Annotated in this window: 29 protein-coding genes and 1 tRNA gene; 20 read left to right on the top strand and 10 right to left on the bottom strand. The window is 29.3% G+C overall.

Translation table 11 applies throughout. The annotated features are described in order from the left end of the window. Nucleotides 1-36: 36 nt before the first annotated feature. On the bottom strand, nucleotides 37-702 hold the full coding sequence (locus tag AMN83_RS01390; protein WP_075503747.1) for an HAD family hydrolase: 666 nt from the start codon (nucleotides 700-702) through the stop codon (nucleotides 37-39). Between the two features lie 69 nt (nucleotides 703-771). Between AMN83_RS01390 and AMN83_RS01385 the strand changes: the two genes are divergently transcribed. From AMN83_RS01385 to rpsD, 9 genes are read left to right on the top strand one after another with little or no spacing between them, the layout of a single operon-like run. Continuing rightward, nucleotides 772-1,383: a DapH/DapD/GlmU-related protein gene (locus AMN83_RS01385; protein WP_075503745.1), complete on the top strand. Its 612-nt coding sequence runs from the start codon at nucleotides 772-774 to the stop codon at nucleotides 1,381-1,383. Nucleotides 1,384-1,386: 3 nt separating this feature from the next. Beyond that, nucleotides 1,387-3,207, top strand: a complete 1,821-nt coding sequence (glmS, locus tag AMN83_RS01380) for a glutamine--fructose-6-phosphate transaminase (isomerizing) (protein WP_075503743.1) — start codon at nucleotides 1,387-1,389, stop codon at nucleotides 3,205-3,207. A 35-nt stretch (nucleotides 3,208-3,242) separates the two neighbouring features. Continuing rightward, the gene (locus tag AMN83_RS01375) at nucleotides 3,243-4,622 is read left to right on the top strand and encodes a class II 3-deoxy-7-phosphoheptulonate synthase (protein WP_075503742.1); all 1,380 of its coding nucleotides are present in this window, start codon (nucleotides 3,243-3,245) and stop codon (nucleotides 4,620-4,622) included. A 38-nt stretch (nucleotides 4,623-4,660) separates the two neighbouring features. Then, the gene (gene nadE, locus AMN83_RS01370; protein ID WP_075503740.1) at nucleotides 4,661-5,398 is read left to right on the top strand and encodes an NAD(+) synthase; all 738 of its coding nucleotides are present in this window, start codon (nucleotides 4,661-4,663) and stop codon (nucleotides 5,396-5,398) included. Nucleotides 5,399-5,443: 45 nt separating this feature from the next. Further along, nucleotides 5,444-6,799 (top strand): cysteine--tRNA ligase, encoded by a 1,356-nt coding sequence (gene cysS, locus AMN83_RS01365; RefSeq protein WP_075503738.1) that lies wholly within the window; start codon nucleotides 5,444-5,446, stop codon nucleotides 6,797-6,799. Then, entirely contained in the window at nucleotides 6,796-8,397 is a 1,602-nt protein-coding gene (gene cimA, locus AMN83_RS01360; RefSeq protein WP_075503736.1) for a citramalate synthase, read from the top strand. The genes cysS and cimA overlap by 4 nt, the downstream gene beginning before the upstream one ends. Before the next feature lie 2 nt (nucleotides 8,398-8,399). Further along, entirely contained in the window at nucleotides 8,400-9,263 is an 864-nt protein-coding gene (locus AMN83_RS01355) for an urea carboxylase-associated family protein (RefSeq protein WP_075503735.1), read from the top strand. Further along, on the top strand, nucleotides 9,263-9,976 hold the full coding sequence (locus AMN83_RS01350; RefSeq protein WP_075503733.1) for an RNA methyltransferase: 714 nt from the start codon (nucleotides 9,263-9,265) through the stop codon (nucleotides 9,974-9,976). The genes AMN83_RS01355 and AMN83_RS01350 overlap by 1 nt, the downstream gene beginning before the upstream one ends. 40 nt (nucleotides 9,977-10,016) lie before the next feature. After that, nucleotides 10,017-10,634 (top strand): 30S ribosomal protein S4, encoded by a 618-nt coding sequence (gene rpsD, locus AMN83_RS01345; RefSeq protein ID WP_075503731.1) that lies wholly within the window; start codon nucleotides 10,017-10,019, stop codon nucleotides 10,632-10,634. Here the strand turns inward: rpsD and grxD are convergent, their stop codons facing one another. The 9 genes from grxD to sfsA are packed head-to-tail and all read right to left on the bottom strand — an operon-like array spanning nucleotide 10,635 to nucleotide 17,862. Beyond that, nucleotides 10,635-10,973, bottom strand: a complete 339-nt coding sequence (grxD, locus tag AMN83_RS01340) for a Grx4 family monothiol glutaredoxin (RefSeq protein WP_075503728.1) — start codon at nucleotides 10,971-10,973, stop codon at nucleotides 10,635-10,637. Nucleotide 10,974: 1 nt separating this feature from the next. Continuing rightward, nucleotides 10,975-11,205, bottom strand: coding sequence for a BolA/IbaG family iron-sulfur metabolism protein (locus tag AMN83_RS01335; protein ID WP_075503726.1), 231 nt, complete (start codon nucleotides 11,203-11,205; stop codon nucleotides 10,975-10,977). Continuing rightward, nucleotides 11,205-13,397, bottom strand: coding sequence for a phosphoribosylformylglycinamidine synthase subunit PurL (gene purL, locus AMN83_RS01330; protein ID WP_075503723.1), 2,193 nt, complete (start codon nucleotides 13,395-13,397; stop codon nucleotides 11,205-11,207). The genes AMN83_RS01335 and purL overlap by 1 nt, the downstream gene beginning before the upstream one ends. Further along, a complete protein-coding gene (gene purQ, locus AMN83_RS01325) occupies nucleotides 13,394-14,077 on the bottom strand; it encodes a phosphoribosylformylglycinamidine synthase I (RefSeq protein WP_075503721.1) in 684 nt (227 codons plus the stop codon). Before purQ ends, purL begins: the two co-directional genes overlap by 4 nt. Before the next feature lie 3 nt (nucleotides 14,078-14,080). After that, nucleotides 14,081-14,323 (bottom strand): phosphoribosylformylglycinamidine synthase subunit PurS, encoded by a 243-nt coding sequence (gene purS, locus AMN83_RS01320; protein WP_075503719.1) that lies wholly within the window; start codon nucleotides 14,321-14,323, stop codon nucleotides 14,081-14,083. After that, nucleotides 14,320-15,105: a phosphoribosylaminoimidazolesuccinocarboxamide synthase gene (gene purC / locus AMN83_RS01315; RefSeq protein ID WP_075503717.1), complete on the bottom strand. Its 786-nt coding sequence runs from the start codon at nucleotides 15,103-15,105 to the stop codon at nucleotides 14,320-14,322. Before purC ends, purS begins: the two co-directional genes overlap by 4 nt. Continuing rightward, complete coding sequence (purB, locus tag AMN83_RS01310; RefSeq protein ID WP_075503715.1) at nucleotides 15,105-16,397, bottom strand: adenylosuccinate lyase; 1,293 nt, start codon at nucleotides 16,395-16,397, stop codon at nucleotides 15,105-15,107. The genes purC and purB overlap by 1 nt, the downstream gene beginning before the upstream one ends. Before the next feature lie 3 nt (nucleotides 16,398-16,400). Then, nucleotides 16,401-17,171, bottom strand: coding sequence for a type I methionyl aminopeptidase (map, locus tag AMN83_RS01305; RefSeq protein ID WP_075503713.1), 771 nt, complete (start codon nucleotides 17,169-17,171; stop codon nucleotides 16,401-16,403). Continuing rightward, nucleotides 17,164-17,862: a DNA/RNA nuclease SfsA gene (sfsA, locus tag AMN83_RS01300; RefSeq protein WP_075503703.1), complete on the bottom strand. Its 699-nt coding sequence runs from the start codon at nucleotides 17,860-17,862 to the stop codon at nucleotides 17,164-17,166. The genes map and sfsA overlap by 8 nt, the downstream gene beginning before the upstream one ends. Before the next feature lie 20 nt (nucleotides 17,863-17,882). On the opposite strand from sfsA, the gene AMN83_RS01295 reads away from it, so the two are divergent. The 11 genes from AMN83_RS01295 to AMN83_RS01250 all read left to right on the top strand — a co-directional run bounded on the left by AMN83_RS01295 (nucleotide 17,883) and on the right by AMN83_RS01250 (nucleotide 25,130). Next, entirely contained in the window at nucleotides 17,883-18,632 is a 750-nt protein-coding gene (locus AMN83_RS01295) for a competence/damage-inducible protein A (RefSeq protein WP_075503701.1), read from the top strand. Then, on the top strand, nucleotides 18,632-19,033 hold the full coding sequence (locus AMN83_RS01290) for a gamma-glutamylcyclotransferase family protein (RefSeq protein ID WP_075503699.1): 402 nt from the start codon (nucleotides 18,632-18,634) through the stop codon (nucleotides 19,031-19,033). Before AMN83_RS01295 ends, AMN83_RS01290 begins: the two co-directional genes overlap by 1 nt. Nucleotides 19,034-19,041: 8 nt before the next feature. Continuing rightward, nucleotides 19,042-19,845, top strand: a complete 804-nt coding sequence (locus AMN83_RS01285) for a methyltransferase domain-containing protein (RefSeq protein ID WP_075503697.1) — start codon at nucleotides 19,042-19,044, stop codon at nucleotides 19,843-19,845. 377 nt (nucleotides 19,846-20,222) lie between these two features. Next, nucleotides 20,223-21,191 (top strand): S1C family serine protease, encoded by a 969-nt coding sequence (locus tag AMN83_RS01280; protein ID WP_075503695.1) that lies wholly within the window; start codon nucleotides 20,223-20,225, stop codon nucleotides 21,189-21,191. A 117-nt stretch (nucleotides 21,192-21,308) separates the two neighbouring features. After that, nucleotides 21,309-21,394 (top strand) — tRNA-Leu (locus AMN83_RS01275). Nucleotides 21,395-21,398: 4 nt separating this feature from the next. After that, the gene (locus AMN83_RS01270; RefSeq protein WP_075503693.1) at nucleotides 21,399-22,169 is read left to right on the top strand and encodes an NAD kinase; all 771 of its coding nucleotides are present in this window, start codon (nucleotides 21,399-21,401) and stop codon (nucleotides 22,167-22,169) included. Between the two features lie 3 nt (nucleotides 22,170-22,172). Beyond that, nucleotides 22,173-22,310 carry a hypothetical protein gene (locus AMN83_RS05165; protein WP_179850398.1) on the top strand — a complete coding sequence of 46 codons (138 nt, stop codon included), beginning with the start codon at nucleotides 22,173-22,175 and terminating at the stop codon, nucleotides 22,308-22,310. A 174-nt stretch (nucleotides 22,311-22,484) separates the two neighbouring features. Next, nucleotides 22,485-23,189, top strand: coding sequence for a PrsW family intramembrane metalloprotease (locus AMN83_RS01265; RefSeq protein WP_075503690.1), 705 nt, complete (start codon nucleotides 22,485-22,487; stop codon nucleotides 23,187-23,189). 17 nt (nucleotides 23,190-23,206) lie between these two features. Beyond that, nucleotides 23,207-23,434 (top strand): hypothetical protein, encoded by a 228-nt coding sequence (locus AMN83_RS01260; RefSeq protein WP_075503688.1) that lies wholly within the window; start codon nucleotides 23,207-23,209, stop codon nucleotides 23,432-23,434. After that, complete coding sequence (locus AMN83_RS01255) at nucleotides 23,434-23,808, top strand: DUF805 domain-containing protein (RefSeq protein WP_075503686.1); 375 nt, start codon at nucleotides 23,434-23,436, stop codon at nucleotides 23,806-23,808. The genes AMN83_RS01260 and AMN83_RS01255 overlap by 1 nt, the downstream gene beginning before the upstream one ends. After that, nucleotides 23,805-25,130 carry a flavin monoamine oxidase family protein gene (locus AMN83_RS01250; protein ID WP_075503684.1) on the top strand — a complete coding sequence of 442 codons (1,326 nt, stop codon included), beginning with the start codon at nucleotides 23,805-23,807 and terminating at the stop codon, nucleotides 25,128-25,130. Before AMN83_RS01255 ends, AMN83_RS01250 begins: the two co-directional genes overlap by 4 nt. Nucleotides 25,131-25,132: the final 2 nt, after the last annotated feature.

The following is a 25,132-nucleotide window of genomic DNA, read 5'->3' as shown; positions in this document are numbered from 1 at the left end:
GATTTTGTTTTAATAGTTAAAATAAATTAATCAATATTAAAGATATTCTGATACTATTTTCTCAATGCCTACAAAGTCTTTTATAATGTGATTATGATAAATTTCCTCAGATCTTTTTTCTGTATATCCATATTTTAGTAATATTATTGGAATTTCAGCAGCCTTAGCAGCATTAGCATCTGTCTCGCTGTCACCGATCATAATCGATTTATTTTTATCTCCATCTAAAATCTCAATTGTAGTTGTTAAATGTCGAGGGTCTGGTTTGCAATATTCAAAAGTATTATAACCTGCAACATATTCAAAATAATCATAAATCCCAATTTTTTTTAAAAGATCAACTGCTAAGTGTTCAGTTTTATTTGTACATACTGCCATAGAAATATTTTCATTTTTACACCAATTTAAAAATTCCTTAACACCATTAATTAATTTACTTTCATGTAAAATATTTTTTCCATAATAGGATAAAAATTCATCAGTCATTTCGTTTTGAATTTTTTCATCAAACCATTTCCATTGACCATTAGCTTTTGCCATCATGGCTTTTGCTCCTTTGCCAACAGCATTTTTTAATTCTCCTAAAGTTTTTGTAGGATAACCAAATTTTTTCATTACATAGTTATGTGCACGTATTAAATCTGGAGCGGTATCCACTAATGTGCCGTCTAAATCAAATAAAATTGTAAATTTTTGTTTCATAATTAAAGTATTTTAAAGAAATAAATTGTGAATTAATCAAACAATATACTTAATATAAATAAGGTCAAAATGAAAGACTCAAGTCAAAAAAAACTTAGAAACAAATTTATAAAATCAGGAGTTAAGATGATTGGTCCTGAAACTATTTTTTTTTCAAAAGATACAAAGATCGGAAAGAAAGTAACTATAGAACCTTATGTCGTTATCGGTTCTAAGGTTAAAATCGGAAACAATGTAATTATAAAATCTTTTTCACATTTAGAGTCATGTAAAATTGAGAATAAAGTTGAGATAGGTCCATATGCCAGAATAAGACCCAATACAATTTTAAAAGAAGGATCCAAAGTAGGTAATTTTGTAGAGATTAAAAAAAGTACTTTAGGAAATAAATCTAAAGTTAATCATTTATCTTATGTGGGAGATGCGCAAATAGGAAAATCAGTAAATATTGGAGCAGGTACAATTACTTGTAATTATGACGGAGCAAACAAGAATAAAACAAATATTAAAGATAAAGTATTTATAGGTTCAAACTCTTCCTTAGTTGCCCCAGTTACTATAAATAAAGATAGTATTGTTGGAGCTGGATCAGTAATAACAAAGAATGTTAGAAAAAAATCTTTGGCACTGACAAGGTCACCACAATTAGAGGTTAAGAATTATAAAAGAAAAAAAAAATAATTTATGTGTGGAATTATTGGAATATCTAGCAACAAACCTGTTTCTGCAAATATAATTAATTCATTAAAAAAATTAGAATACAGAGGCTATGATTCAGCAGGTATAGCTACACTTTCAGATGGTGAAATTAATGAAATAAAATCTGAAGGAAGAGTAGATAAATTAGAAAATAATTTTGATTTAAAAAACTTAAGAGGAAACATTGGTATAGGGCATGTAAGATGGGCTACTCATGGAATTCCTAACAGTTTAAATGCACATCCTCATTCCTCTCATAATGTATCAGTAGTTCACAATGGAATTATTGAAAACTCTACAATATTAAAAAAACATTTAGTTAACAAAGGTCATAAATTTAAATCACAGACAGATACCGAAGTAATCGTTCATTTAATAACAGAAAATTTAAAAACTTCAGAACTCGAGGAAGCTATAACAAAAACATTAAAACAACTCCATGGTAGCTTTGCTCTTGGAATTGTTTTTAAAGAGATGCCAGACTTAATAGTTGGTGCTAGAAGAGGATCACCGCTAGCTGTTGGCTATGGTCCAAATGAAAACTATCTAGGATCAGACTCTTATGCTTTGAAATCTATGACGAATAAGATTACGTATCTTGATGATGGTGAATTCTGTTTTGTAAAAAAGGATCAAGTTCTTTTTTTTAATGAAGAAGGAAAAAAAATTAATAAAAAAATATTAGAATTATCATCAGATGAAGCAAGTTATGACAAAGGTGATTTCAAACATTTTATGGCAAAAGAAATTGAAGAACAACCAACAACAATTAAAACAGGAATAAAAGAATACGTAGATAATGTAAATAAAGAGATAAATATTTTTAATTTTCCATGGAAAATAGAAGAGATTAATTCAATAACTTTAATTGGATGTGGAACTGCATACCATTCTTGTTTAATGGCTAAATATTGGTTTGAGGAACTTACAACTTTAGATGTAAACATAGATATAGCGTCAGAATTTAGATATAGAAAAAATAGATTTAAAAAAGACACTTTATATATCTTTGTTTCTCAATCAGGTGAGACTGCAGATACTTATGCAGCTTTAGATATATGTAACAAAAACAGCATGAAAACATGCGCTGTAGTTAATGTAATCGAGAGCTCAATAGCAAGAGATTCTAATTTTGTTTTACCAATTCATTGTGGACCTGAAATTGGAGTTGCATCAACAAAAGCATTTCTAGGTCAAATACTTGTTTTATATATTTTAGCTTTAAAACTTGGATCAATGAGAAATGAAATAGAAAAAAAACAATACCAAGAAAAACTTAAAGACTTAAAAGCTTTGCCTGGCTTAATAGAAAAAACATTACTTCATGATAATGACATCCAGGCAATATCCTCAACATTTAACGAGGCAAAGGGTTCAATGTTTTTAGGAAGAGGTTATTCATATCCGATAGCTTTAGAAGGTGCACTAAAACTTAAAGAACTTTCATATATTCATGCTGAAGGATATCCAGCAGGAGAAATGAAACATGGGCCATTAGCTTTAATTGAAGAGGGAATGCCTGTAGTAGTTTTGGCTCCTAGAGATAATTATTATAAAAAAACAATTTCGAATATGCAGGAAGTAATTGCCAGAGGAGCAAAGGTATTATTAATAACTAATAAAAGTAAAGATGAAATTGTTTCAGAAAATATTTGGGAAACTATTGAAGTTGAGAACACAAATGATGACTTACTTCCGTTCCTTTTGACTATTCCACTTCAAAAGCTTGCATATTACTCTGCTCTTAAAAAAGGTTATGATATTGATAAGCCTAGAAATTTGGCTAAATCTGTCACTGTTGAATAAACTTTAAACTCTGTTAAAACACCTTTAGGTTGAATATGAAAAGTTGGAAAAAAAATAGTTGGAGAAAATATCCTGTAAAACACATTCCAGATTATCCAGATAAAAAAGAATTGGATAAAGTTTTGGATAAGATAGGAACATTTCCTCCGTTAGTATTTGCTGGAGAAACTAGACATCTGAAAAGTCAGTTGGCTGATGTTGTAGACGGAAAAGCGTTTTTACTTCAGGGTGGAGATTGTGCTGAGAGTTTTGCAGAATTTAATCCAGATAATATTAGAGATACATTTAAACTAATGTTGCAAATGTCACTAGTTTTAACTTACTCAGCTTCATTACCAGTAGTAAAAGTTGGAAGAATAGCTGGACAATTTTCAAAACCTAGAAGTGCACCGACAGAAATAAAAGATGGAGTAGAGCTTCCGAGTTATTTAGGTGACAATATAAATGCTATGGAATTTACAGAAAAGGCTAGAGTTCCAGATCCTAAAAGATTATTTAAGGCATACTCACAATCAGCTGCAACCTTAAACTTAATAAGAGCATTCTGTCATGGAGGTTTTGCAGATCTTAAGAACGTTCACAATTGGAATTTAGGTTTCATCAAAAATTCACCTGAATTAAAAAGATTTAAAGAATTAGAAGATAATATTGCAAATGCGCTAGCTTTCATGGATGCATGTGGAATTAATTCAGATTTTAACAGAAGATTAAAAACTGTTAACTTCTGGACATCACACGAAGCATTACTACTTCCTTTCGAAGAAACAATGACAAGAACAGACTCTACAACTGGAGAAAATCATGATACATCTGCTCATTTTGTTTGGATTGGAGATAGAACAAGACAATTGGATGGTGGTCATGTTGAGTTTTGTAGAGGTATAGAAAATCCAATAGGAATTAAATGTGGACCAACCTTAAAGGCTGATGATTTAATTGATCTTTGTAATAGAATAAACCCAAAGAATGAAAAAGGTAAAATCACACTAATATCAAGATTTGGTGCAGATAATGTTTCAAAATTTTTACCGAAATTAATTAGGGCAATAAAAAAAGAAGGTTTAAATGTAATTTGGTCGTGTGATCCTTGTCATGGAAATACAGTAAAAGCTGCGACAGGATTTAAAACAAGACCATTTAACAGTGTTTTAAAAGAAGTTAAAAATGTATTTGCATGTCATCAAAGCGAAGGAAGTTACGCTGGTGGTTTACATATAGAATTAACTGGTCAAGATGTAACAGAATGTATTGGTGGAGCACAGAAGATATCTGAAAAAGACTTATCATCAAGATATCACACACATTGTGACCCAAGACTAAATGCAAACCAAGCTCTAGAATTAGCTTTCTTAATTTCAGATGAGATTAAAAAGAATAGCTCTTATTCTAAAAACGCAGATAGAGCGGCATCTTAAGACATTGTAAAATTATAAATATCTAATACTGTTAAATCATGAATGTCTCAGAAAAAGTAAATTTTATTTCTAGTTGGATTAAAAATTATGTAAATAATATGCCAATTAGGGCAGAGTCATTGGTTATAGGAATTTCTGGAGGAATAGATTCTTCAGTATCTAGCACTTTAAGTGCAATGACAGGTTTAAAAACTATTGTTTTGTCAATGCCAATCAAACAGAAATCACATCAACATGATTTAAGCTTAAAGCATCAAGAGTGGCTAGTTAAAAATTTTAAAAATGTTGAGGCACATACTATTAATTTAGATGAGTTATTTTTGGCTTTTAGTTCCAGTTTATCAAATTTTGATAACGAACATGGGATGGCGAACTCTAGAGCTAGATTGAGAATGACAACGCTTTATCAAGTTGCTGCAGCGAATAAAGGAATAGTTGTAGGTACTGGAAATAAAGTTGAGGATTTTGGTGTAGGGTTTTACACAAAATACGGAGATGGTGGAGTAGACATATCTCCTATAGCTGATTGTAATAAAACTGAAGTTTGGGAGCTTGGCAAAGAGCTTGGAATTTTAAAAGAAATTATAGATGCGGCCCCTACGGATGGATTATGGGACGACGGAAGAACTGATGAAGGGCAACTAGGACTAAAATATCAAGAATTAGAAGAAGCTATGGATAATCCTAATTCAGCTAATCGAGCTAAATACGAAACTATAAGAAAACAAAATTTGCATAAAATGGAGCCAATTCCTGTATGCAAAATTCCAAATTAATCAAATAGATTCACAAATCTATTTTTTAAGTATATTCCTAAAATAATGAGTAAAGATATTTTTTTAACAAACAATCTAACAAATAAAAAAGAGAAGTTTGTTCCACTAGATAAAAATAACATTAGAATGTATGTGTGTGGTCCAACAGTTTATGATGATCCCCATATTGGGAACGCGAGACCAATAGTTGTATTCGATATTCTATTTAAAATTTTTAAAAAAAATTATCCTAAAGTTACTTATGTGCGAAATATTACAGATGTGGATGATAAAATTATTAAATCTTCAAAAGAAAATAACATTTCAATTTCAGAATTAACAAGCAAAGTAACTGAAAGTTTTAGTAAAGATTGTCATTACTTAAATTGTGAGGAGCCAACCCATCAACCTAAAGCAACAGAAAATATAGATTTGATGATTGAAATGATTTCTGAATTAATAAAAAAAGAATTTGCTTATGAGAATAATAAGCATGTTTATTTTGAGGTTAAAAAATTCAAGGATTATGGTCAACTCTCAAATAAAAAATTAGATGAGCTTATTGCTGGATCAAGAGTAGAAGTCAGTGAAAATAAAAAAAATTCAGAAGATTTTGTTTTATGGAAACCTTCAGAAGATGATGAACCATCATGGGAGTCTCCATGGGGAAAAGGAAGGCCAGGATGGCATCTTGAGTGTTCAGCAATGTCAAAGAAATTTTTAGGAGATGAGTTTGATGTTCATGGAGGTGGTATAGATTTGTTATTTCCTCATCATGAAAATGAAATAGCTCAATCAAGATGTGCTAATGATACAAAAATATTTGCAAAATTTTGGATGCATAATGCATTCATCACTATGTCTAATGAAAAGATGGCCAAGTCTCAGGGAAATATTTTAAAAATAAAAGATTTTAGAAATAAGATTAGCGGCCAAGTTTTAAGATTAGCTTTACTAAGCGCACATTATAAACAACCATTAGATTGGAATGATAAACTTCTGGACGATTGTCAAAACACGATAAATAAATGGTACAATTCATATTTAGATATTGAAAACAATTCTAAAGTTTCTGATGAAATCCTTCAGCCACTTTACGATGATTTAAACACACCTGGATACATTGCTAATTTACATCAACTATATGACAAAGCTCAAAAAGGTAACAATGAAGATAAATCTTTATTTGTTTCTGCTTGTCAATTTGTAGGACTATTAAAGGAAAGTAAAGAAAATTGGCTTAAATTTAAAATTAGCAAAGCTTTAATTTCTGAAAAAGAAATTTTACAAAAAATTCAGGAAAGAAATAAGGCCAGAGAGAACAAAAATTACGAAGAAGCTGATAAAATTAGAAATGACCTTTTAGACAAAGGTGTTTTAATAGAAGATAAAGATGGTAAAACGACATGGAAATTTAAATGAGCAAAGAACAACTTTATATATTTGACACAACACTACGTGATGGCGCACAAACCCAAGGTGTAGATTTTTCAATTGATGATAAGGAAAAAATCTCATCAGCATTAGATAAATTAGGTGTGGATTATGTTGAGGGAGGATGGCCAGGAGCAAATCCAACCGATACTGAGTTTTTCAATAAGGATCATAATTTTAAAACAACGAAATTAACTGCGTTTGGAATGACTAAAAAATCTGAACACAGTGCAGAAAATGACCCTATGCTATCATCATTAATTAATTCAAAAAGTACTTCTGTTTGCTTGTTTGGAAAATCATGGGATTTTCAAGTGGATGTCGCATTAGGAATAAGCAATGAACAGAATTTAATGAATATAAGTGAAAGTACAAAACACATTGTTAAATCTGGCAAAGAGTTCATGTTTGATGCTGAACATTTTTTTGATGGATATAAAGCTAATCCAGAATATGCAATGTCATGTTTAAAAGCAGCTTTTGATAATGGTGCTAGATGGATTATATTATGTGATACTAACGGCGGTACACTTCCACACGAAATAACAGAAATTGTATCTAAAGTAACCAAGCAAATTCCAGGAAAAAATTTAGGAATACATGCTCATAATGATACCGAAAATGCAGTAGCTAATAGTCTTGCTGCAGTTCAAGCAGGTGCTAGACAAGTGCAGGGTACAATCAATGGTTTGGGTGAAAGATGTGGAAATGCTAATTTGATGTCATTAATTCCTTCATTTTTTTTAAAGAAAGATTTTTCAGATAAGTTTGAATTAAATATTAAAAGAGAAAATTTAAAAAACTTAACTCAATGCTCAAGATTATTAGATGAGATATTAAATAGAAAACCTAATAAACATTTACCTTATGTTGGAGCTTCTGCTTTTTCCCACAAGGGTGGTATGCATGTTTCTGCAGTTCAAAAAGACCCAAAAACTTATGAACATATAAATCCAGAAGAAGTTGGAAACTCTAGAAATATAGTTGTTTCAGATCAATCGGGACAATCAAACATAATGTCGAGATTGAATTCAATAGGAATTAAAGTTGAAAAAAGTGATCCAAAAATTAAAAAACTTTTAGATGAAGTGAAAGATCGAGAATTTATTGGTTATAGTTATGATGGTGCTGATGCATCCTTTGAGCTGCTAGCTCGAAGATTAATGGGGGAGATACCAAGATATATTTCAATTAATGAATATGATGTTTCGGTAAAGAAAGATAATGCAGGGGAAATAGTTTCATATGCAAAAGCTCAATTAGAAGTAGATGGAGATAAAATTTTGTGTGAAGGACAAGGAAACGGACCCGTTAATGCTCTAGATAATGCAATTAGAAAGAATGTTAACAAGCTTGCTAAATATTCAGAATATTTAAAAGATTTAAGATTAGTTGATTACAAAGTTAGGATTTTAAACACTGGTACAGAAGCTGTAACAAGAGTTAGTATTGAAAGTACAGATTCTAAAGGTGTTAATTGGTTTACTATTGGAGTATCTCCAAATATCATTGATGCATCTTTCAAAGCTCTTGTTGATAGTTTAGATTACAAGTTATTTAAGGATAAAGCTCCTGGAAGTTCGTAAGAATGAAAATTAAAAAATTTTCAGAAAAACCATCTGATCTAAAAGATAGAATAGGAGCAAAACCAATAGTTTGTTATCCAAATACCAATATTGAAGAAAAAAATTTAAGTATTTTACATTCTGCTCGAGAACACTTGGTTAAAAAGGAGGAAGTTATAATACCCCCAAGAGATGCAAAAACGTTTGAAGTTAAATTTGGTGAGTTTTTTAGAATTGAAAGCGTAGAGGGACCTCAAGTAGGTGATTTAAATTTATTTAATTTAAATAATTTAGATGAAAAATTTTATTCAGGAAAAACAAGAGCACTCTATGGAACCCATCTTTCTGTTGGAGATAAAATGTTTAGTAGTTTTCCCTATCTAAGATCTTTAGCAACAATAACTTGGGATACTTTGGATTGGTATGATTATGATAAAGATGGAGGATCTGTTCATGATGTAATTGGTACTAGATGTGATCCGTATACATCAAAACTTTTGACCGATAACGATTATCATTATTGTTGTCATTCAAATTTAACAAGAGCTTTGGTCAAAGAAAAAAATGTTCAATTAGACCACGCAGAAAAAATAGTTCATGATGTATTAAATGTTTTTATGTTAACTGGATTTACCAATGATACTAAACAATACTTTATGAAAGCAAGTCCAGTTAGACCTGGTGATTATTTAGAATTTTTTGCTGAAACAGATTTATTGGGTGCTCTTTCTGCTTGCCCAGGAGGTGATTGTGGATCTGAACACTCATCTGATGTTGCAAAATGTTATCCATTAAAAGTTTCTATTTGGTCAGTAGATTCAAAATATTTAAATGATATTAAACCATCAGCTATTTCCAATTATAACAGAAATCATGGCATAGATTAATGTCTGTTAATAATATTTCTTTCATCTTACACAAACCTCAACTCTCAGAAAATATAGGAGCATGTGCAAGAGGAATGAAAAATTTTAATTTTAATAAACTTATTGTTATTGATCCTAAACCAATATTTCCAAATGATAAAATTTTAGCAACCTCAGTAGGAGCAAAAAATATAATTAACAAGGCAAAAAATTTTGAAAATTTAGAAAAATCTTTAAAAAATATTGATATTGTAATTGCAACATCAGCACGATTTAGAAATAAAAATATTAAACATATTCAATTAGAAGATTTAAAAAAAATAAATTATAAAAAGAAAATAGCTTTTTTATTTGGCTCAGAAGCATCTGGTCTATCAAATAATGAAATAAGCTATGCAAATTATACTCTTCAAATTCCGACTAATCCTGATTTTAAATCATTAAATCTATCTCATAGCTTAATAATAATTGCTCAATATCTATCAAGCATAATTAATTCAAAAGCATCTTCGTTTAAGAAATCAAATAAAGTCAAATCAGCATCTAAAAAAGAGATAGTTGCTATGGCTAGACTTTGTATACAGAATCTTGAAGAGATTAATTTTTTTAAATCAAAAGAGAAGAAACCGATAATGCTTGAAAACTTGAGGAATATTTTTTATAGGATGGAATTATCAACCAAAGAAATACGTATTTTATCTGGGGTATTTGCAAGTTTAGGTAAAAAACGTTGATTGACAAAATGATGAGTAAGTTTATAAAGCCCACTATCAAATGACAAAAAGATTAAACTCTAAACATAAAGTAGACAGAAGATTAAAAGTTAACCTTTGGGGAAGACCTAAAAGTCCTTTTAATACTAGAGCCTATGGACCAGGACAACATGGACAAACAAAAACATCAAAGCCATCTGATTATGGAATACAGCTTCAAGCTAAACAAAAATTAAAAGCATATTATGGCAACATTAACGAGAGACAATTTAGAAATATCTACAAAAAAGCAGTAATGCTTAAAGGTGATACTGGAGAAAATTTAATTGGTCTTCTTGAAAGAAGATTAGATGCTGTAATTTACAGAGCAAAATTTGCAACAACAATTTTTTCAGCTAGACAATTAATCAATCATGGCCATGTAAAAGTAAATGGTAAAAAAGTGAATATTGGAAGTTATTTAATTAGAGAAGAAGATACAATTGAAATAAGAGATAAATCAAAACAACTTGCAATAATCGATATTGCTCTTGCTAATAAAGAAAGAGAAACTCCAGAATATATTCAGATGGATGAAAAAAACAAAAAATTAAAGTTTGTTAGAGTTCCAAAGTTTGAAGAAGTACCATACCCAATTGTTATGGAGCCTAATCTGGTGATTGAATATTATTCTAGATAATTAACTTTTAGACTTAAAATTTATATTTTTGCTTTCAAAAAGTTTTGCCAATTCACCACTTTCATACATTTCTTTAACAATATCGCATCCACCAATAAATTCATTTTTAACATAAAGTTGTGGTATTGTTGGCCAGTCACTAAAAACTTTAATACCTTCTCTTAAATTTTGATTTTCTAAAACATTAATACCTTTAAAATTTACTTCTAAGATTTTTAAAATATTTGAAGTTGCCATTGAAAATCCACATTGTGGAGCGTCAGGGGTACCTTTCATAAACAAACATACTTCGTTGTTTTCAATTTCATTTTTTATTAAATCATTTGTTTGTTGATCCATTTTAACTCTCCTTTGTTTTAATTGCTAATGCATGCAGTTCATTGCCCATTCTACCTTTTAATGAGTTGTAAACCATTTTATGTTGCTCAATTTTACTTTTTCCAGAAAATTGAGACGAGGTAACGGTAGCTGAATAATGATTTCCATCACCTGCTAAATCTTGTATTTCAACAATTGCATCTGGCATTGCCTCTTTTATAAAATTCTCAATTTCTTTTAAATCCATAGCCATTATTTACTCATATAGTTTGTAAGCCAACTTTTATTAGAAGTTGTTAATTCGTCAATTGTAACTTTTGTCTTATCATTAATATATAGTTCATTTTCATTAATTGTACCAAGTTCATCGAAATGAACTGCATTTTTATGCAATATATCAGCTACTTTTTTAAAATCTTTTTTGTTTATTTCTATAATATATCTACCTTGATCTTCAGCAAAAAAGTATTCTATTTCATTAATTAGATATTTAGGTTTTTTAATATTTATTCCTTTTTTTCCTTTAATACACATTTTTGATACCGCAGTAATTATGCCTCCTAAAGAAACGTCATGAGCACTCTTTATTAAATTATTATCAATCAATTTGAGTAAAGTTTCTCCATTATTTTTTTCATTAAACAGATTTACCTCGGGTGGAGGTCCATTTTTTGCATCTAAAATATTTCTTGCAAATAAACTTTGATCAATATGTCCTTCGGTTTTTCCAATCACTAAAACTAAATTATCAACTTCTTTAAATTCCATAGTGATCATATTCTTATAATCTTTAATTAACCCAACCCCACCAATTGCAGGCGTAGGTTTTATACCTTCCTCTTTTGTTTGGTTGTAGAAAGATACATTTCCAGAAACTACTGGGAATTTTAAATATTCGCTCGCTTCACCAATACCTTGAACACATTCAACAAACTCACCCATGTTTTCTTCATTTTCAGGACTACCAAAATTTAAACAATTTGTAATTGCAATTGGTCTTGCACCAACAGATATAAGATTTCTAAAACTTTCACAAACTACTTGTTTTCCACCAGTTAAAGGATGAGCCCAACAATAAACTGCAGAAGAATCTACCGAAGCAGCAACAGCTTTATCTGTACCATGAACTCTCACAACCCCTGCGTCTCCGCCTGGCTTCTGTATAGTGTCTCCCATGACTGTATGATCATACTGTTGCCAAATCCATTCTTTGCTGCATACATTTGGATTCGCTAAAATTTTTTTTAAAACATCAATAATTTTTAAATGCTTAATATCTTCTTTTTTAATTTTATTTTTTTTAGGTAACTTAGCATTTTTCCATTTTCGATCATACATAGGAGAGTTTTCAACCAATGTATTAACAGGTATGTCTGCAACTTTTTCTTCATCAAAATAAAGTTCTATTTTTTTTGACTTAGTTGTTTTTCCAATTACCGCAAAATCTAAATTCCATTTATCAAATATTTTTTTTGCATGTTCCTCTTTGCCGTTTTCTAAAACAATCAACATTCTTTCTTGGCTCTCAGAGAGCATAATTTCGTATGGTGTCATTTTCATTTCTCTGCATGGTACTTTATTTAAATTGATTTCAATTCCGAGGTTTCCTTTTGAAGCCATTTCAATACTTGAAGAAGTTAATCCTGCAGCACCCATATCTTGAATAGCTATAATTGAGTCTCCTGCCATTAACTCTAGACAAGCTTCTAGTAAAAGTTTTTCAGTAAATGGATCTCCAACTTGAACTGTTGGCTTTTTTTCCTCAATTTTTTCATCAAAACTAGCTGAAGCCATACTTGCTCCATGAATTCCATCTCTTCCTGTTTTAGACCCAACATAAATGACAGGTTTATTTAAACCAGCAGCTTTAGAATAAAAAATCTTATCTTTTTTTACTAATCCCAATGTCATAGCGTTAACCAAAATATTTCCGTTATACGAGCTATCAAAGCTTGTTTGGCCAGCGATTGTTGGAACACCCATGCAGTTTCCATAACCGCCTATGCCATGAACAACACCTCTTAATAAATTTTTTGTTTTTTTATTTTGTGGTGACCCAAAATGAATGGAGTTCAAGTTAGCTATTGGTCTTGCACCCATTGTAAATACATCTCTCATTATTCCTCCAACACCGGTAGCAGCACCCTGATATGGTTCAATAAATGAAGGGTGATTGTGACTTTCTATTTTAAAAACTATCGCATCATTATCCTCAATATCGATAACACCAGCGTTTTCTCCAGGACCTTGAATAACTTTCTTTCCTTTAGTAGGTAGTTTTTTTAGGTGTAATCTTGATGATTTGTAAGAACAATGTTCATTCCACATTGCAGAAAAAATACCTAGCTCTGTGATATTAGGAGTTCTCTTCAATAGCTCACAAATTTTAGCGTATTCATCTTTCTTTAAACCGTGATCAACTGCTACTTGTTCGTTTACAATCATTTTAAGTTGTTTATTAAGTTTTTAAAAAATAATGACCCATCCTCACCTGATAAAGATGTATCAATCATTCTTTCAGGGTGGGGCATCATTCCTAGAACATTTTTTTCTTTATTAAATATACCTGCAATATTTTTTAAGGATCCATTAGGATTAAATTGATCTTCTATTTTTCCGTTTTCATCACAATAGTTAATAGCTATTTGATTATGATCTTCAATTTCTTTTAATTGATCATTGGTACAAAAATAATTTCCTTCATTATGAGCTATATGAAATTCTAATACCTCGTTATCAACATTTTTAAAATATTTATTTTTTTTATCATTAATTTTTACAAAAACATTTTTACAAATAAATTCTAAATATTTGTTTCTAAGCAAAACACCTGGAACTAAACCAGTTTCTACCAATATTTGAAATCCATTACAGATACCCATAACCATACCTCCTGAATTTGCAAAATTAATTACTGACTGCATTATTTTTGATTTAGATGCCATACTTCCACATCTTAAGTAGTCCCCATATGAAAAACCACCTGGCAATACAACCAAATCACTTTTTGGCAATTCAGCATCAGCATGCCAAACCATTTTATTTTTAAATCCAAATTTTTTTAGAGCAACATCCATGTCTCTGTCACAATTTGAACCTGGAAAAGTAATAACTGATGATTTCATTAATTACTTTGGATCAATAATTTTATAATTTTCAATTACAAGATTTGCCAAAAGTTTTTTACACATTTCTTCAACTTTTGCTTTTGCTTTTTCGTTATCAGTTTCTTTAGTGTCTATTTCAAAATATTTACCTTGTCTAACTTCATTAATATCCTGAAAACCCATTCCATCCAGAGTTTGATGAATAACTTTTCCTTGTGGATCAAGTACATCCTTTTTTAGAGTGATGATTACAGAAATTTTCATTTTTTCTTTCTTTTAACTGAAGATAATTTAGTTATATTTACTGCTGAAACATTAGATTGTTCATGAAGTATACCTAATCTTTTTGCAACTTCAGTATAGGCTGGAATTAAGTCACCCAGATCTTTTCTAAACCGATCTTTATCTAATTTTTTTTCTGTAATACTATCCCACAACCTGCATGTATCTGGACTAATTTCATCTGCTAAAATAACTTCATTTTTTCCATCAATTTTAATTCTTCCAAATTCTAATTTAAAATCAATAAGTTTAATTCCAACACCTCTAAACAGCCCAATCATAAAATCATTAATTCTTAAAATCATTTTTTTAACTTTATCTATTTCAGTTTTTGACGCCCAATCAAATGCAAAAATATGCTCTTCAGATATCAGTGGATCCCCAAGCTCGTCATCCTTTAAGCAGTATTCAATTAGGGGTTCTTTTAAAACGGTACCGTCTTCAATACCCAATCTTTTAGTAATTGAACCTGTTGCAACATTTCTCACAATGAATTCAATCGGAATTATTTCTACAAGCTTTATAATTTGCTCACGCATATTTAATCTTTTAACTAAATGATTTTTGATTCCTATTTGGGAGAGGTTAGAGAGTATATGTTCTGATATTCTGTTGTTTAGAACACCTTTGCCCTCAATTGTAGTTTTTTTTTGATTATTAAATGCAGTTGCATCATCTTTAAAATACTGAATTACTAAGTTTTTATCATTTGTTGCATAAATGATTTTAGCTTTTCCTTCGTATAATTTTTTACCTTTTTTCATTATTTAAAAACTCTTCTAAAGATAAAATTTACATTTTTAAAGTGTTTAGAATAATTAAATATAGACTTTAGTTTTTTTGGCGAAATTTTACTTTTTATAAGTTTATCAGATGAAATGACATCAATTAAATTTAAATTTTCTGCAAAACATTTTTTTGCATAAGATTGTACCATTTTGTATGATTTTTCTCTGCTTAATCCTGCCTTAGTCAGTTCCAGCATAACTTCCTGAGAAAAAATTAAACCTTTAGTTAAATTTAAGTTTTCAATCATTTTTTTAGGATAAACAATCATGTTATCTAAAATATTTGTAAGCCTAACCAATGCAAAATCAGTAGTTATATTAGCATCTGGCCCAATATTTCTCTCAACACTTGAGTGAGAAATATCTCTTTCATGCCAAAGAGCAATGTTTTCAAGAGCTGGTACAACTGCACTTCTAACCATCCTAGCTAAGCCTGTTAAATTTTCGCTCAAGATTGGATTTTTTTTATGAGGCATTGCAGACGAACCTTTTTGATTCTTAGAAAAATATTCCTGTAATTCATAAACTTCAGTCCTTTGTAGATGTCTTATTTCAACTGCTACTCTTTCAATGGATCCTGCAATAATACCTAAAACAGAAAAATAAAATGCATGTCTATCTCTTGGAATTACTTGTGTGGAAATTGGTTCAACTTTCAGACCTAATTTTTTTGCAACATATTTTTCAACATTTGGATTAATGTTAGCAAATGTTCCAACAGCACCAGATATTGCACAAGTTGATACTTCATCGATTGCATCTTTTAATCTATTTCTATTTCTTTTAAATTCCTCATAAAACGAAGCTAATTTTAATCCAAATGTAATTGGTTCAGCATGGATACCGTGGCTTCTTCCCATACACGGTGTGAATTTATATTTTTTGGCTTGTCTTTTTAAAACTTTTAAAATTTGATCTATATCTTTTAAGATTATTTTACCTGATTGTACTAATTGAATATTAAAACTAGTATCTAAAACATCTGAGGAAGTCATTCCCTGATGCAGGTACCGTGCTTTAATTCCAGCTTTTTCAGTAATAGAGGTCAGAAAAGCTATTACATCGTGTTTAACTTCAGCTTCTATTTTGTGTATTCTACTTACATTAATTTTAGCTTTTTTTCTTACAATAGAAGCAACACCTCGTGGAATTTGTCCAAGTTTTTCCATAGCCTGTGCAGCCGCAACTTCCACATTTAACCAGATTTTATATTTATTTTCTTCTGACCAAATATCAGTTAATTCTTTTCGAGAGTATCTTTTAATCATTAATTATAAGTATGGAGGCTTTGAATAACCTTTAGCAGATTCTGTAAAGATTTCATAACCATTTTCAGTAATTCCTAACGTATGTTCAAATTGTGCTGATAAAGATTTATCTTTTGTAACAGCCGTCCAACCATCATTCAACATTTTAACATCATATTTGCCAGCATTTATCATAGGCTCTATAGTAAATGTCATACCAGGTCTTAGTTCCATCCCTATATTTTTTTTACCATAATGAAGAATATTTGGTGGCTCATGAAATGTAGTGCTTATTCCATGACCACAAAAATCTCTAACAACTGAAAAACCTTTTTCTTCTACAAAAGATTGTATTTCATAACCAATATCTCCTAATTTAATCCCAGGTTTTAAAATTCTAATTGCTCTCATCATAGATTCGTAAGTTGTTTCAATAAGATTATTTAATTTTACTGGAGTTTTTCCAATGCAAAACATTCTGCTCGTATCACCATAGTGTTCATTAACGATTGCTGTAACATCAACATTTACAGCGTCACCTTCTTGTAAAATTCTATCTGAAGGTATTCCATGACACACAACATGGTTTAAAGATGTGCATAAAGATTTTGTAAACCCTCTATAGTATAGTGGGGCAGAGTAGCCACCATTATCTCTTATAAATTCATACCCTAACTTATCAATATAATCAGTTGAGACGCCTTCTTTAATATTTTCAGTTAACATATCTAAAGTTCTTGCAGCTAAATTTCCTGCAACTCTCATTTTTTCAAATTTTTCTTTATAATCAGTCATCTATAATTTTTAATTTTTTATCTATAAAAATTTTTTTAGAACTTATATCACATCTATACGCCAAAAAATTTACACCAGCTTTTTTAGCTAATAAATAAGTCTTATAATATTCTTCGTCTATATCTTTAGCTATTTTAAAATATTTCATATTTTGGATTTGAACTAAAAATATTAAGTATGTTTTATAACTTTTTTTTATGGCATCAATAAGGGTTAATAAATGCTTAATTCCTCTTGATGTTGGTGCATCTGGAAATTCTGCTGTGTCTTTATTTCTAAATAATGTTACATTTTTTACCTCAACAAAGGTTTTTTGTTTTCTATTTTCTAATAAAAAATCAAATCTAGTTTCTTTATTGAAAAAAACCTCTGGTTTTATGGAGTTATTATTTTTAAGTTCGTTTATAAGATTTTTTTTGAGCCCATGCTCAACTATTCTATTTGCCATGTGAGTGTTCACACCAACTAAATTTTTTCTAGATTTAATAATTTCCAATCCATATTTAAGCTTTCTTTTTGGATCATTATTTGGAAGCAAGTAAACCTCATTATCTTCATCTAGCAAACCTTTCATAGATCCAGTATTGGGACAGTGAGCTGTGACAATTTCTTTACCTATTTTAACGTCAGTAAAAAACCTTTTATAACGTTTGATTAGTTTGCCTTTTATTAAAGACTTGGTAAATTCCATTACTAAATTATATATTTCATATGGATAAAAAAGTAAAAGTTAATGCATCGATTTTAATCATTGGTAATGAAATTTTATCAGGCAGAACTCAAGACACAAATACCTCAACCTTAGCAATTTGGCTTAATTCAATTGGAGTGAATGTAGCAGAGGTTAGAGTAATACCTGATGTTGAGGAGACTATTGTTGATACTTTAAATTTACTTAGATCCACATATGACTATGTTTTTACAACCGGTGGTATCGGACCTACTCATGATGATATTACTGCTCAATCAGTTTCAAAAGCATTTGGAATAAAATACGAAGTTCATAAAGAAGCTTTTAAAATTTTGGAAACTTATTATCAACCTGGAGAATTTAATGAAGGTAGGCAAAAAATGGCATGGATGCCTGAGAATGCAAAATTAATTTTGAATCCAACAAGTGGCGCACCAGGTTTTAATGTTGAAAATGTTTTTTCTTTGCCAGGTGTTCCATCTATCTTAAAATCAATGTTAGGTGGTTTAACTAACAGAATAGTAGGGGGCGAACCTATTAAAAGTATAACAATCAGTTTAAGAACTGTTGAAAGTGAAATAGCTAATTCTTTAACAAAAGTTCAAAATGATAATAAAGATGTTGAAATTGGAAGTTATCCATTTTTTCATGCGGGTAAATTAGGAGTCTCAATAGTAATAAGATCAGAAGATCAAAATAAAATAGATAATTGTAATTCTCAAATTTTAAAATTTGTTAATAAGAAAAAAATTGAGGTAGTAAATAGATAATGCTTTATTTTGCTTATGGTAGTAATCTTCATCATTTTCAAATGAAGCGTAGATGCAAAGACAGTATTTTTTTAAAAAAAATAAATTTAAAAGATTTCAGATTAACTTTTAGAAGCAAGTATAGAGCTGCTGATATTGAACCTAAAAAAAAGTCTATTGTTCCAGGCGGTTTATTTGAAATTTCTAAAAGTGATGAAAAAAAGCTAGACCTGTATGAGGATTTTCCAATTCTTTATAAAAAACATTATTTTTATTATTATGGAAAAAAGGTGATGACCTACACAATGGTAAAAAAATCACCATTTAAGTTTCCAACAGAAAGATACCTCAATATAGTAAAAAAAGGATATAGAGATTGTAATTTAGATATTGATTTTTTAAATAAGAGTTTAAGAGTTTAAGAATTTAAATGAAGTTCATAAAAAATCTTTTTAATAAATTTAACGTAACTAAAAATATTAATTTAGATGATCAAGAAAGATTTGTTTTTCACAAAAAAATTTTAGAAAATAAAAAAATGTTAAAAAGTTGTTACTCTGAATTTTATGAAAAGATTCTTTTTTATGAAAAAAAATTTAAAACAAACACAAATGATCAAATTCGAATAGAATTAGGGTCTGGAATTGGTTTTATAAAAAAAATTGATAGAAATATTATAACATCAGATGTTGTGTATAATAAATTTACAGACAAAATCATTGATGCAAACAAAATCCCTTATAAAAACAACAGTATTGATAGTGTATTTGGAATTTTTTGTTTCCACCATTTTAAAAACCAATTAGATTTTTTGAAAGATATTGAAAGAAAACTAAAAGTAGGAGGCTTGTGTATATTGATTGAACCTTATTATGGACCTTTGGCATCCATAGTTTACAAAAATGCACATTCTAGTGAGTATTTTAATAAATTAGAGGAATTTGGTCATAAACCTAAAAATAAAAACTCTATGTATAAAGCAAATCAAGCATTAAGTTATATTTATTTTGTTAGAGAGAAGGAAAAAATTAATAAAATATTTCCTAAATTAAAAATTGTTCATACATCTATATTTAATAATTATCTAAGATATTTTTTTTCGGGAGGTTTAAATTTTAAAAAATTATTACCAGATTTTTTATTACTTTTTGTAAGATGTCTTGAGTTTATTTTGTACCCTTTTATTAAATTATTTGGTGTCCATCAAATTATTGTTATTAAAAAGTTTAAATAATAGACTTGTCAAGGAAAGATAAATTAAAAAATTTTACTTATTACTCTTGTTCAATTATAAATATTAGCATAAATACTCATGAAATTCATTAATGCCCTCGTGGTGAAATTGGTAGACACAAAGGACTTAAAAGCCGAGGGATTCACAAGTGAGTCAGTCCATGGTAGTCCAGAGCAGTCTAAATCCTATTAAATCCTATAAGTTTTTTAAAAATAAATAATATTTTATTTAAAATTCTTAATAATTAATTTTGTCAAACTAGTACTAAACTAGTACCTTGAGGGATAAAAATTTATGGCTTTTAAACTTAAAAAACAAAAAAATAGAATTTTATAATGCTCATCTTTAAAAAAATTTATCAGGACTATCGAGAGTCAATGAAATCAAAGCATTCAGATAATTCAAGTGATAATGTTGAGTTTGTAACTTTGAATTTTATTGTTGGTAAAATTAGAGAACAAGAAAGAAATAATCGAGAATCTCCAAGAAGGGCTTATGTTGATAAGGTTGTAAAACCTATACTTATAGCTCATGCGGAACAACAAAGTGAAATGATAGACGATTTATTAAAAATAAATTCTAAAGACAAAAAGATTCTTAAATCTGTCAATGAAATGAAAGAAGCTATCAATATTTGTTTAAGATATTTAACGGATCAAGAACTTAAATCAGTTGAAATTAAACATATGGGAAAAAATATAAAGACCATTGGAAATGAGGGAGGACCTACAGAAGACTCTGTCGGTACAGCATTTTTTGTAGATAGTAAGGGTCATTTAGTAACTAATTATCATGTAGTTAAATCTTCAAATAATAAAGCAAAAATTCTATTTAATCATGAGGAGGTTGATACAAATCTAATTGCTTATGATGAGTTATTAGATTTGGCACTACTTAAAGCAAAAGTTAAAAATAAAGATTTTATAAAATTCTCAAATAAATCTCCTCAAAAAGCACAAAGTGTATTAGTAGCTGGGTTTCCCTATGGTAAATTTGTAAGTGATGATCTTAAAATTACATCAGGAATAATCAATTCTTTAAAAGGAATACAAAATAATACTTCCATGTTGCAAATTGATGCTACGATCAATCCAGGAAATAGCGGAGGACCAATAGTTGATAAATTAAGTGGTAATTTGGTTGGTGTTGCTACTATGAAATTGAGCAAAGATTTTACTAAACAAGCTTTTGGTCAAGAAAGTGAAAATACTAATTATGGTATTAAATCTAGTCAAGTAAGAGATTTTTTAGAGGCAAATAATATTGAAATAAAAGTAAAATCAGGAAAATTAAAAATTGAAAATTTAGAGAGCTCAACTGTTTTTATATTTTCAAAAAAAGAATAGGATTTTATAGGACAACTAGTACTAAACTAGTACCTAGAGAGATAAAATAAAAAAATTTTACTTATTAGACTTGTTCAATTATAAATATTAGCATAAACACTCATGAAATTCATTAATGCCCTCGTGGTGAAATTGGTAGACACAAAGGACTTAAAATCCTTGCCGCTTGCGGAGTGCCAGTTCGAGTCTGGCCGAGGGCACCACTAAATGAGTAAACTTCAAATTATTTCAGATAAAAATAAGAAATCATTAAGCCTTAAAAATCTATTATTAAACAAAATAAAAACTAATCAGTTTAAAAAAGAAAATCTTATCATAGTTATTGGTGGTGATGGTTTTATGCTTCAAACATTAAAAAAAAATAAAAACTCTAATAAACATTTTTATGGGATTAACTCTGGAAATTATGGTTTTCTTATGAATAAATTTTCTTCAAAAGATATTATAAAAAATCTATCAAAAGCAAATTTAGTTTCAATTTGTCCACTAGAAATGATTGTTAAAAATAAAAATAATCAAACTAAGAGATCTATAGCAATAAATGAAGTATCTGTGCTTAGGCAAAGTAGGCAGGCCGCCTCATTATCAATTAAGCAAGGTTCAAAACAAATAATTAAAAAATTAGTTTCTGACGGGGTATTAGTGTCAACACCAGCTGGTAGTACGGCTTACAATCTTTCTGTGCATGGACCTATTTTAAGTCTTCATTCAAAAAAATTATCAATATCTCCAATAAGTGCATTTAGACCAAGAAGATGGAAGGGCAAAATAGTTAATGACAAAACTAAAATAGTCATAACTAACTTAAACCCAACGAAGAGACCTATCAGTGCTGTTGCAGATAATTTAGAAGTAAGAAATGCTAAATCAATTACAGTGAAAACTAATAATAAAATAAAGTTTAATCTTCTTTATGATAAGAATAGAAGCCTTCAAAAAAAAATTAAAATAGAACAAATAAGAAGAGAGACTAGTTAGTGAATGAAAAAAATTAATCCAATAATGCTCATAGTCATTATTTTAGTTGGAGGTTTTTGTGCATTCAAAATGATGTCTTTTCTTGGTTGTTATGTTCGTATTGAAGACGCTAATGAGTGCTGGAAATTAACAGCCTGGTAAAATCTATATCCACAGACCTATTGATTACAAATCAGTAAGCGTAAATAATTTTCTTTTCATTAAGGTTGATACTACTTAACTTTTAGACTCCCGTCTACATGCATAATCTATAAAGACTACAAAAAGACTACACTTACGTTAGACATTATTTTAATCTTTTGATAGCCTTTTAAAATGTTAACTCTGTTAATTACATTAGTTCCTCCAATAATAATTTTATTATATTTTGTGCTTGCAGATAAATTTAGAGAACCTAAAGGAACAGTAATTTTAATTTTTTTTCTTGGTTTTTTAATTTGTTTACCTGCAGGAATTTTAAATGGTTTAAGTCATGATTTCTTTTATGATGGATCAAAATACTCTGATAACTTAACAAGTAGTTTTTTAGGTCCCGCTTGGGCTGAGGAATTATTAAAATTTTCAATTCTTTATCTAATAGTTTTAAAAAGAAACGAATTTAATGAACCTATGGATGGTTTAGTTTATGGAGTAGTTGTTTCTTTAGGTTTTGCAACTTATGAAAATTATACATACGTATATGAATGGGCAGAGCAAATAGCAAAAGATGAAGGTTATGATTTTGCTGAATTATCATATTTAGTAGCATTAGGAAGATCTTATTCTGCTATTCCAATGCACGGTCTTAATGGTGCTGTAATGGGTTATTATTTTGGAATGTATGCCTTTTCAGGTAATAAAAAGTTTTTAATTTTATCATTAGTATTACCATATTTATTCCATGGTTTTTATAATTTTCTAGTATGGCCATATCCAATGACTATCATTGGTATTTTGGTTCTTTTTTCTTTTTATTTGCATAATGAACTTAAGCAAAAGCAAAAATTAAAAAGAAATGAAAAAGAAATAAAAAAGATTTAAACAGATTTAAAATATTAATGTTAGAAAATTTACATTCAAATTTTATAACTCTTGATGAAATTAAATCTGACATAACTAAATTGGTAAGTTCTAAAGAAGAAGTATCAATTGAAAAACTTGGGATTATTAAATCGATTTCAAGCCTTAAAAATCAATTAATATTATTAAGTATTATAGCTCAAATATTATCTTTATTTTCTCTTTTAATTCTTTTTAGATATCTTATCATTAATATGAAAAAATAATGACATTTGGAGAATCTTTATCAACTTGTTTAAAAAAATATTTTGTTTTTGAAGGTAGGGCTAGTAGATCTGAATATTGGTGGTTTCAATTAATTGTTTCACCTTCATATTTTATTTCAGAAGTATTAGATAATGAAATTTCCTTTTTTTTCCTAGGAATAACTTTGTTTACACTGATACCAGCACTTTCTGCTGGTGTTAGAAGATTACATGATACTAATAAATCTGGTTTCTTTTTATTAATAAGTTTTATTCCCTTTATAGGTGGGCTTGTACTATTGTTTCTTTTAATCCCCGTAGGAACTAAAGGAAAAAATAGATTTGGTCCTGACCCATTGAAAAAAATTACAAAAAAAAGAATTAAGAAAAAATGAAATCAAGAAGAAAATTTATTAAATCATCTTTGTTGGGATTAACTGCTATAACTTTTCCCAGTATAATTAAAGTCAATGCTGATCAAGACTATGATGTTGTAGTAATCGGAGCAGGGGCAGCAGGACTTGCAGCTACGGAAGAATTAATCAATTCAGGAAAAAAAGTTATTTGTTTAGAGGCATCGAACAGAATTGGAGGTAGGGCTTTTACTGATAATCAAATTTTTGGTGAACCATATGATCTTGGTGCATTATGGTTAGATAATGGAGATACAAATCCCTTTAAGTTATATGGTGTAAAAAATTCTAATTTCAATTTATATAAAGAAAGATCTGAGGAAATGTATGATCTCTATAGTGGCAAAAAAAAAATTTCAAATGATGATGAAATATGGAAAGTCTTTGATGGTATAGAGGCCGGAATTGCAAAAACTAGGAAAGATATTTCCCCTTCAGAAGTAGTTCCTTATCAAGATCATAGGTGGTTTGATACTATGCACATGATAATTGGAGCATGGGAGATGGGTAAAGATTTTACAAACTACTCATGTAAAGATTTTAATTATGATTATGAAATTCCTGAGTCTGCACCATGGCATTGCAAAGAAGGTTTTGGTTCGTTGGTAGCTGATATGTTTAAAAACATTCCAGTTCAATTAAATACAAAAGTTAATAAAATTGATTGGAGTGGTAGTGGAGTAAAGGTTTTAACCGATAAAGGAGAAATTAAATCTAACAAATGTATTCTAACCGTTTCAACTGGAGTACTAGCTTCTGATCAAATTAAATTTACCCCTAATTTACCTACTGAAAAACAAGAGTCATTTTCTAAAATTTCTATGGGTCATTACAATCGACTTACTTTTAAATTTAAGAAATTATTTAAGAAAAAGACTAAAGATTCATATTTATATTATAGAGTTGTTAGTCAAAATGCTAAATCACCTGAGGGTTTTGGTGTCACAATAAATCCATCTGATTCTAAATTATGTTTGTGCGATCCAGGAGGAGACTTTGGAAAAGAGTTGTTAAAATCAGGTGAGCAAGCATCTATTGATTTTGGAATAAGTGAATTAAAGAAAATTTTTGGTAATAAGATTGATAAAGATATAATTAAATCTCATGCTGTTGATTGGTCATCAAACCCACTATTTATGGGAGCATGGGCATCTGCTGAGCCAGGTGCATTTAAGTATAGAGAAATCCTAAGAAGCTCAGTGGGAGACAGAATATATTTCGCAGGTGAGGCAACAGCAAAAGAGTGGGGTACTGTTGCAGGAGCTTACGATAGTGGAAAAATTGTCACAAAAAATCTTATATAAAT

Origin of the sequence: Candidatus Pelagibacter communis (genome assembly GCF_001180025.1) — a bacterium.
Classification (GTDB): Bacteria; Pseudomonadota; Alphaproteobacteria; order Pelagibacterales; family Pelagibacteraceae; genus Pelagibacter; species Pelagibacter ubique_A.
This window is presented reverse-complemented; position numbering and strand designations above follow the sequence as displayed.

What these genes read in the sequence shown, in the direction of transcription:
- AMN83_RS01390 (WP_075503747.1), bottom strand. Translation starts at nt 702, where the DNA reads ATGAAACAAAAATTTACAATTTTATTTGATTTAGACGGCACATTAGTG.
- AMN83_RS01385 (WP_075503745.1), top strand. Translation starts at nt 772, where the DNA reads ATGAAAGACTCAAGTCAAAAAAAACTTAGAAACAAATTTATAAAATCA.
- glmS (WP_075503743.1), top strand. Translation starts at nt 1,387, where the DNA reads ATGTGTGGAATTATTGGAATATCTAGCAACAAACCTGTTTCTGCAAAT.
- AMN83_RS01375 (WP_075503742.1), top strand. Translation starts at nt 3,243, where the DNA reads ATGAAAAGTTGGAAAAAAAATAGTTGGAGAAAATATCCTGTAAAACAC.
- nadE (WP_075503740.1), top strand. Translation starts at nt 4,661, where the DNA reads ATGAATGTCTCAGAAAAAGTAAATTTTATTTCTAGTTGGATTAAAAAT.
- cysS (WP_075503738.1), top strand. Translation starts at nt 5,444, where the DNA reads ATGAGTAAAGATATTTTTTTAACAAACAATCTAACAAATAAAAAAGAG.
- cimA (WP_075503736.1), top strand. Translation starts at nt 6,796, where the DNA reads ATGAGCAAAGAACAACTTTATATATTTGACACAACACTACGTGATGGC.
- AMN83_RS01355 (WP_075503735.1), top strand. Translation starts at nt 8,400, where the DNA reads ATGAAAATTAAAAAATTTTCAGAAAAACCATCTGATCTAAAAGATAGA.
- AMN83_RS01350 (WP_075503733.1), top strand. Translation starts at nt 9,263, where the DNA reads ATGTCTGTTAATAATATTTCTTTCATCTTACACAAACCTCAACTCTCA.
- rpsD (WP_075503731.1), top strand. Translation starts at nt 10,017, where the DNA reads ATGACAAAAAGATTAAACTCTAAACATAAAGTAGACAGAAGATTAAAA.
- grxD (WP_075503728.1), bottom strand. Translation starts at nt 10,973, where the DNA reads ATGGATCAACAAACAAATGATTTAATAAAAAATGAAATTGAAAACAAC.
- AMN83_RS01335 (WP_075503726.1), bottom strand. Translation starts at nt 11,205, where the DNA reads ATGGCTATGGATTTAAAAGAAATTGAGAATTTTATAAAAGAGGCAATG.
- purL (WP_075503723.1), bottom strand. Translation starts at nt 13,397, where the DNA reads ATGATTGTAAACGAACAAGTAGCAGTTGATCACGGTTTAAAGAAAGAT.
- purQ (WP_075503721.1), bottom strand. Translation starts at nt 14,077, where the DNA reads ATGAAATCATCAGTTATTACTTTTCCAGGTTCAAATTGTGACAGAGAC.
- purS (WP_075503719.1), bottom strand. Translation starts at nt 14,323, where the DNA reads ATGAAAATTTCTGTAATCATCACTCTAAAAAAGGATGTACTTGATCCA.
- purC (WP_075503717.1), bottom strand. Translation starts at nt 15,105, where the DNA reads ATGAAAAAAGGTAAAAAATTATACGAAGGAAAAGCTAAAATCATTTAT.
- purB (WP_075503715.1), bottom strand. Translation starts at nt 16,397, where the DNA reads ATGATTAAAAGATACTCTCGAAAAGAATTAACTGATATTTGGTCAGAA.
- map (WP_075503713.1), bottom strand. Translation starts at nt 17,171, where the DNA reads ATGACTGATTATAAAGAAAAATTTGAAAAAATGAGAGTTGCAGGAAAT.
- sfsA (WP_075503703.1), bottom strand. Translation starts at nt 17,862, where the DNA reads ATGGAATTTACCAAGTCTTTAATAAAAGGCAAACTAATCAAACGTTAT.
- AMN83_RS01295 (WP_075503701.1), top strand. Translation starts at nt 17,883, where the DNA reads ATGGATAAAAAAGTAAAAGTTAATGCATCGATTTTAATCATTGGTAAT.
- AMN83_RS01290 (WP_075503699.1), top strand. Translation starts at nt 18,632, where the DNA reads ATGCTTTATTTTGCTTATGGTAGTAATCTTCATCATTTTCAAATGAAG.
- AMN83_RS01285 (WP_075503697.1), top strand. Translation starts at nt 19,042, where the DNA reads ATGAAGTTCATAAAAAATCTTTTTAATAAATTTAACGTAACTAAAAAT.
- AMN83_RS01280 (WP_075503695.1), top strand. Translation starts at nt 20,223, where the DNA reads ATGAAATCAAAGCATTCAGATAATTCAAGTGATAATGTTGAGTTTGTA.
- AMN83_RS01270 (WP_075503693.1), top strand. Translation starts at nt 21,399, where the DNA reads ATGAGTAAACTTCAAATTATTTCAGATAAAAATAAGAAATCATTAAGC.
- AMN83_RS05165 (WP_179850398.1), top strand. Translation starts at nt 22,173, where the DNA reads ATGAAAAAAATTAATCCAATAATGCTCATAGTCATTATTTTAGTTGGA.
- AMN83_RS01265 (WP_075503690.1), top strand. Translation starts at nt 22,485, where the DNA reads ATGTTAACTCTGTTAATTACATTAGTTCCTCCAATAATAATTTTATTA.
- AMN83_RS01260 (WP_075503688.1), top strand. Translation starts at nt 23,207, where the DNA reads ATGTTAGAAAATTTACATTCAAATTTTATAACTCTTGATGAAATTAAA.
- AMN83_RS01255 (WP_075503686.1), top strand. Translation starts at nt 23,434, where the DNA reads ATGACATTTGGAGAATCTTTATCAACTTGTTTAAAAAAATATTTTGTT.
- AMN83_RS01250 (WP_075503684.1), top strand. Translation starts at nt 23,805, where the DNA reads ATGAAATCAAGAAGAAAATTTATTAAATCATCTTTGTTGGGATTAACT.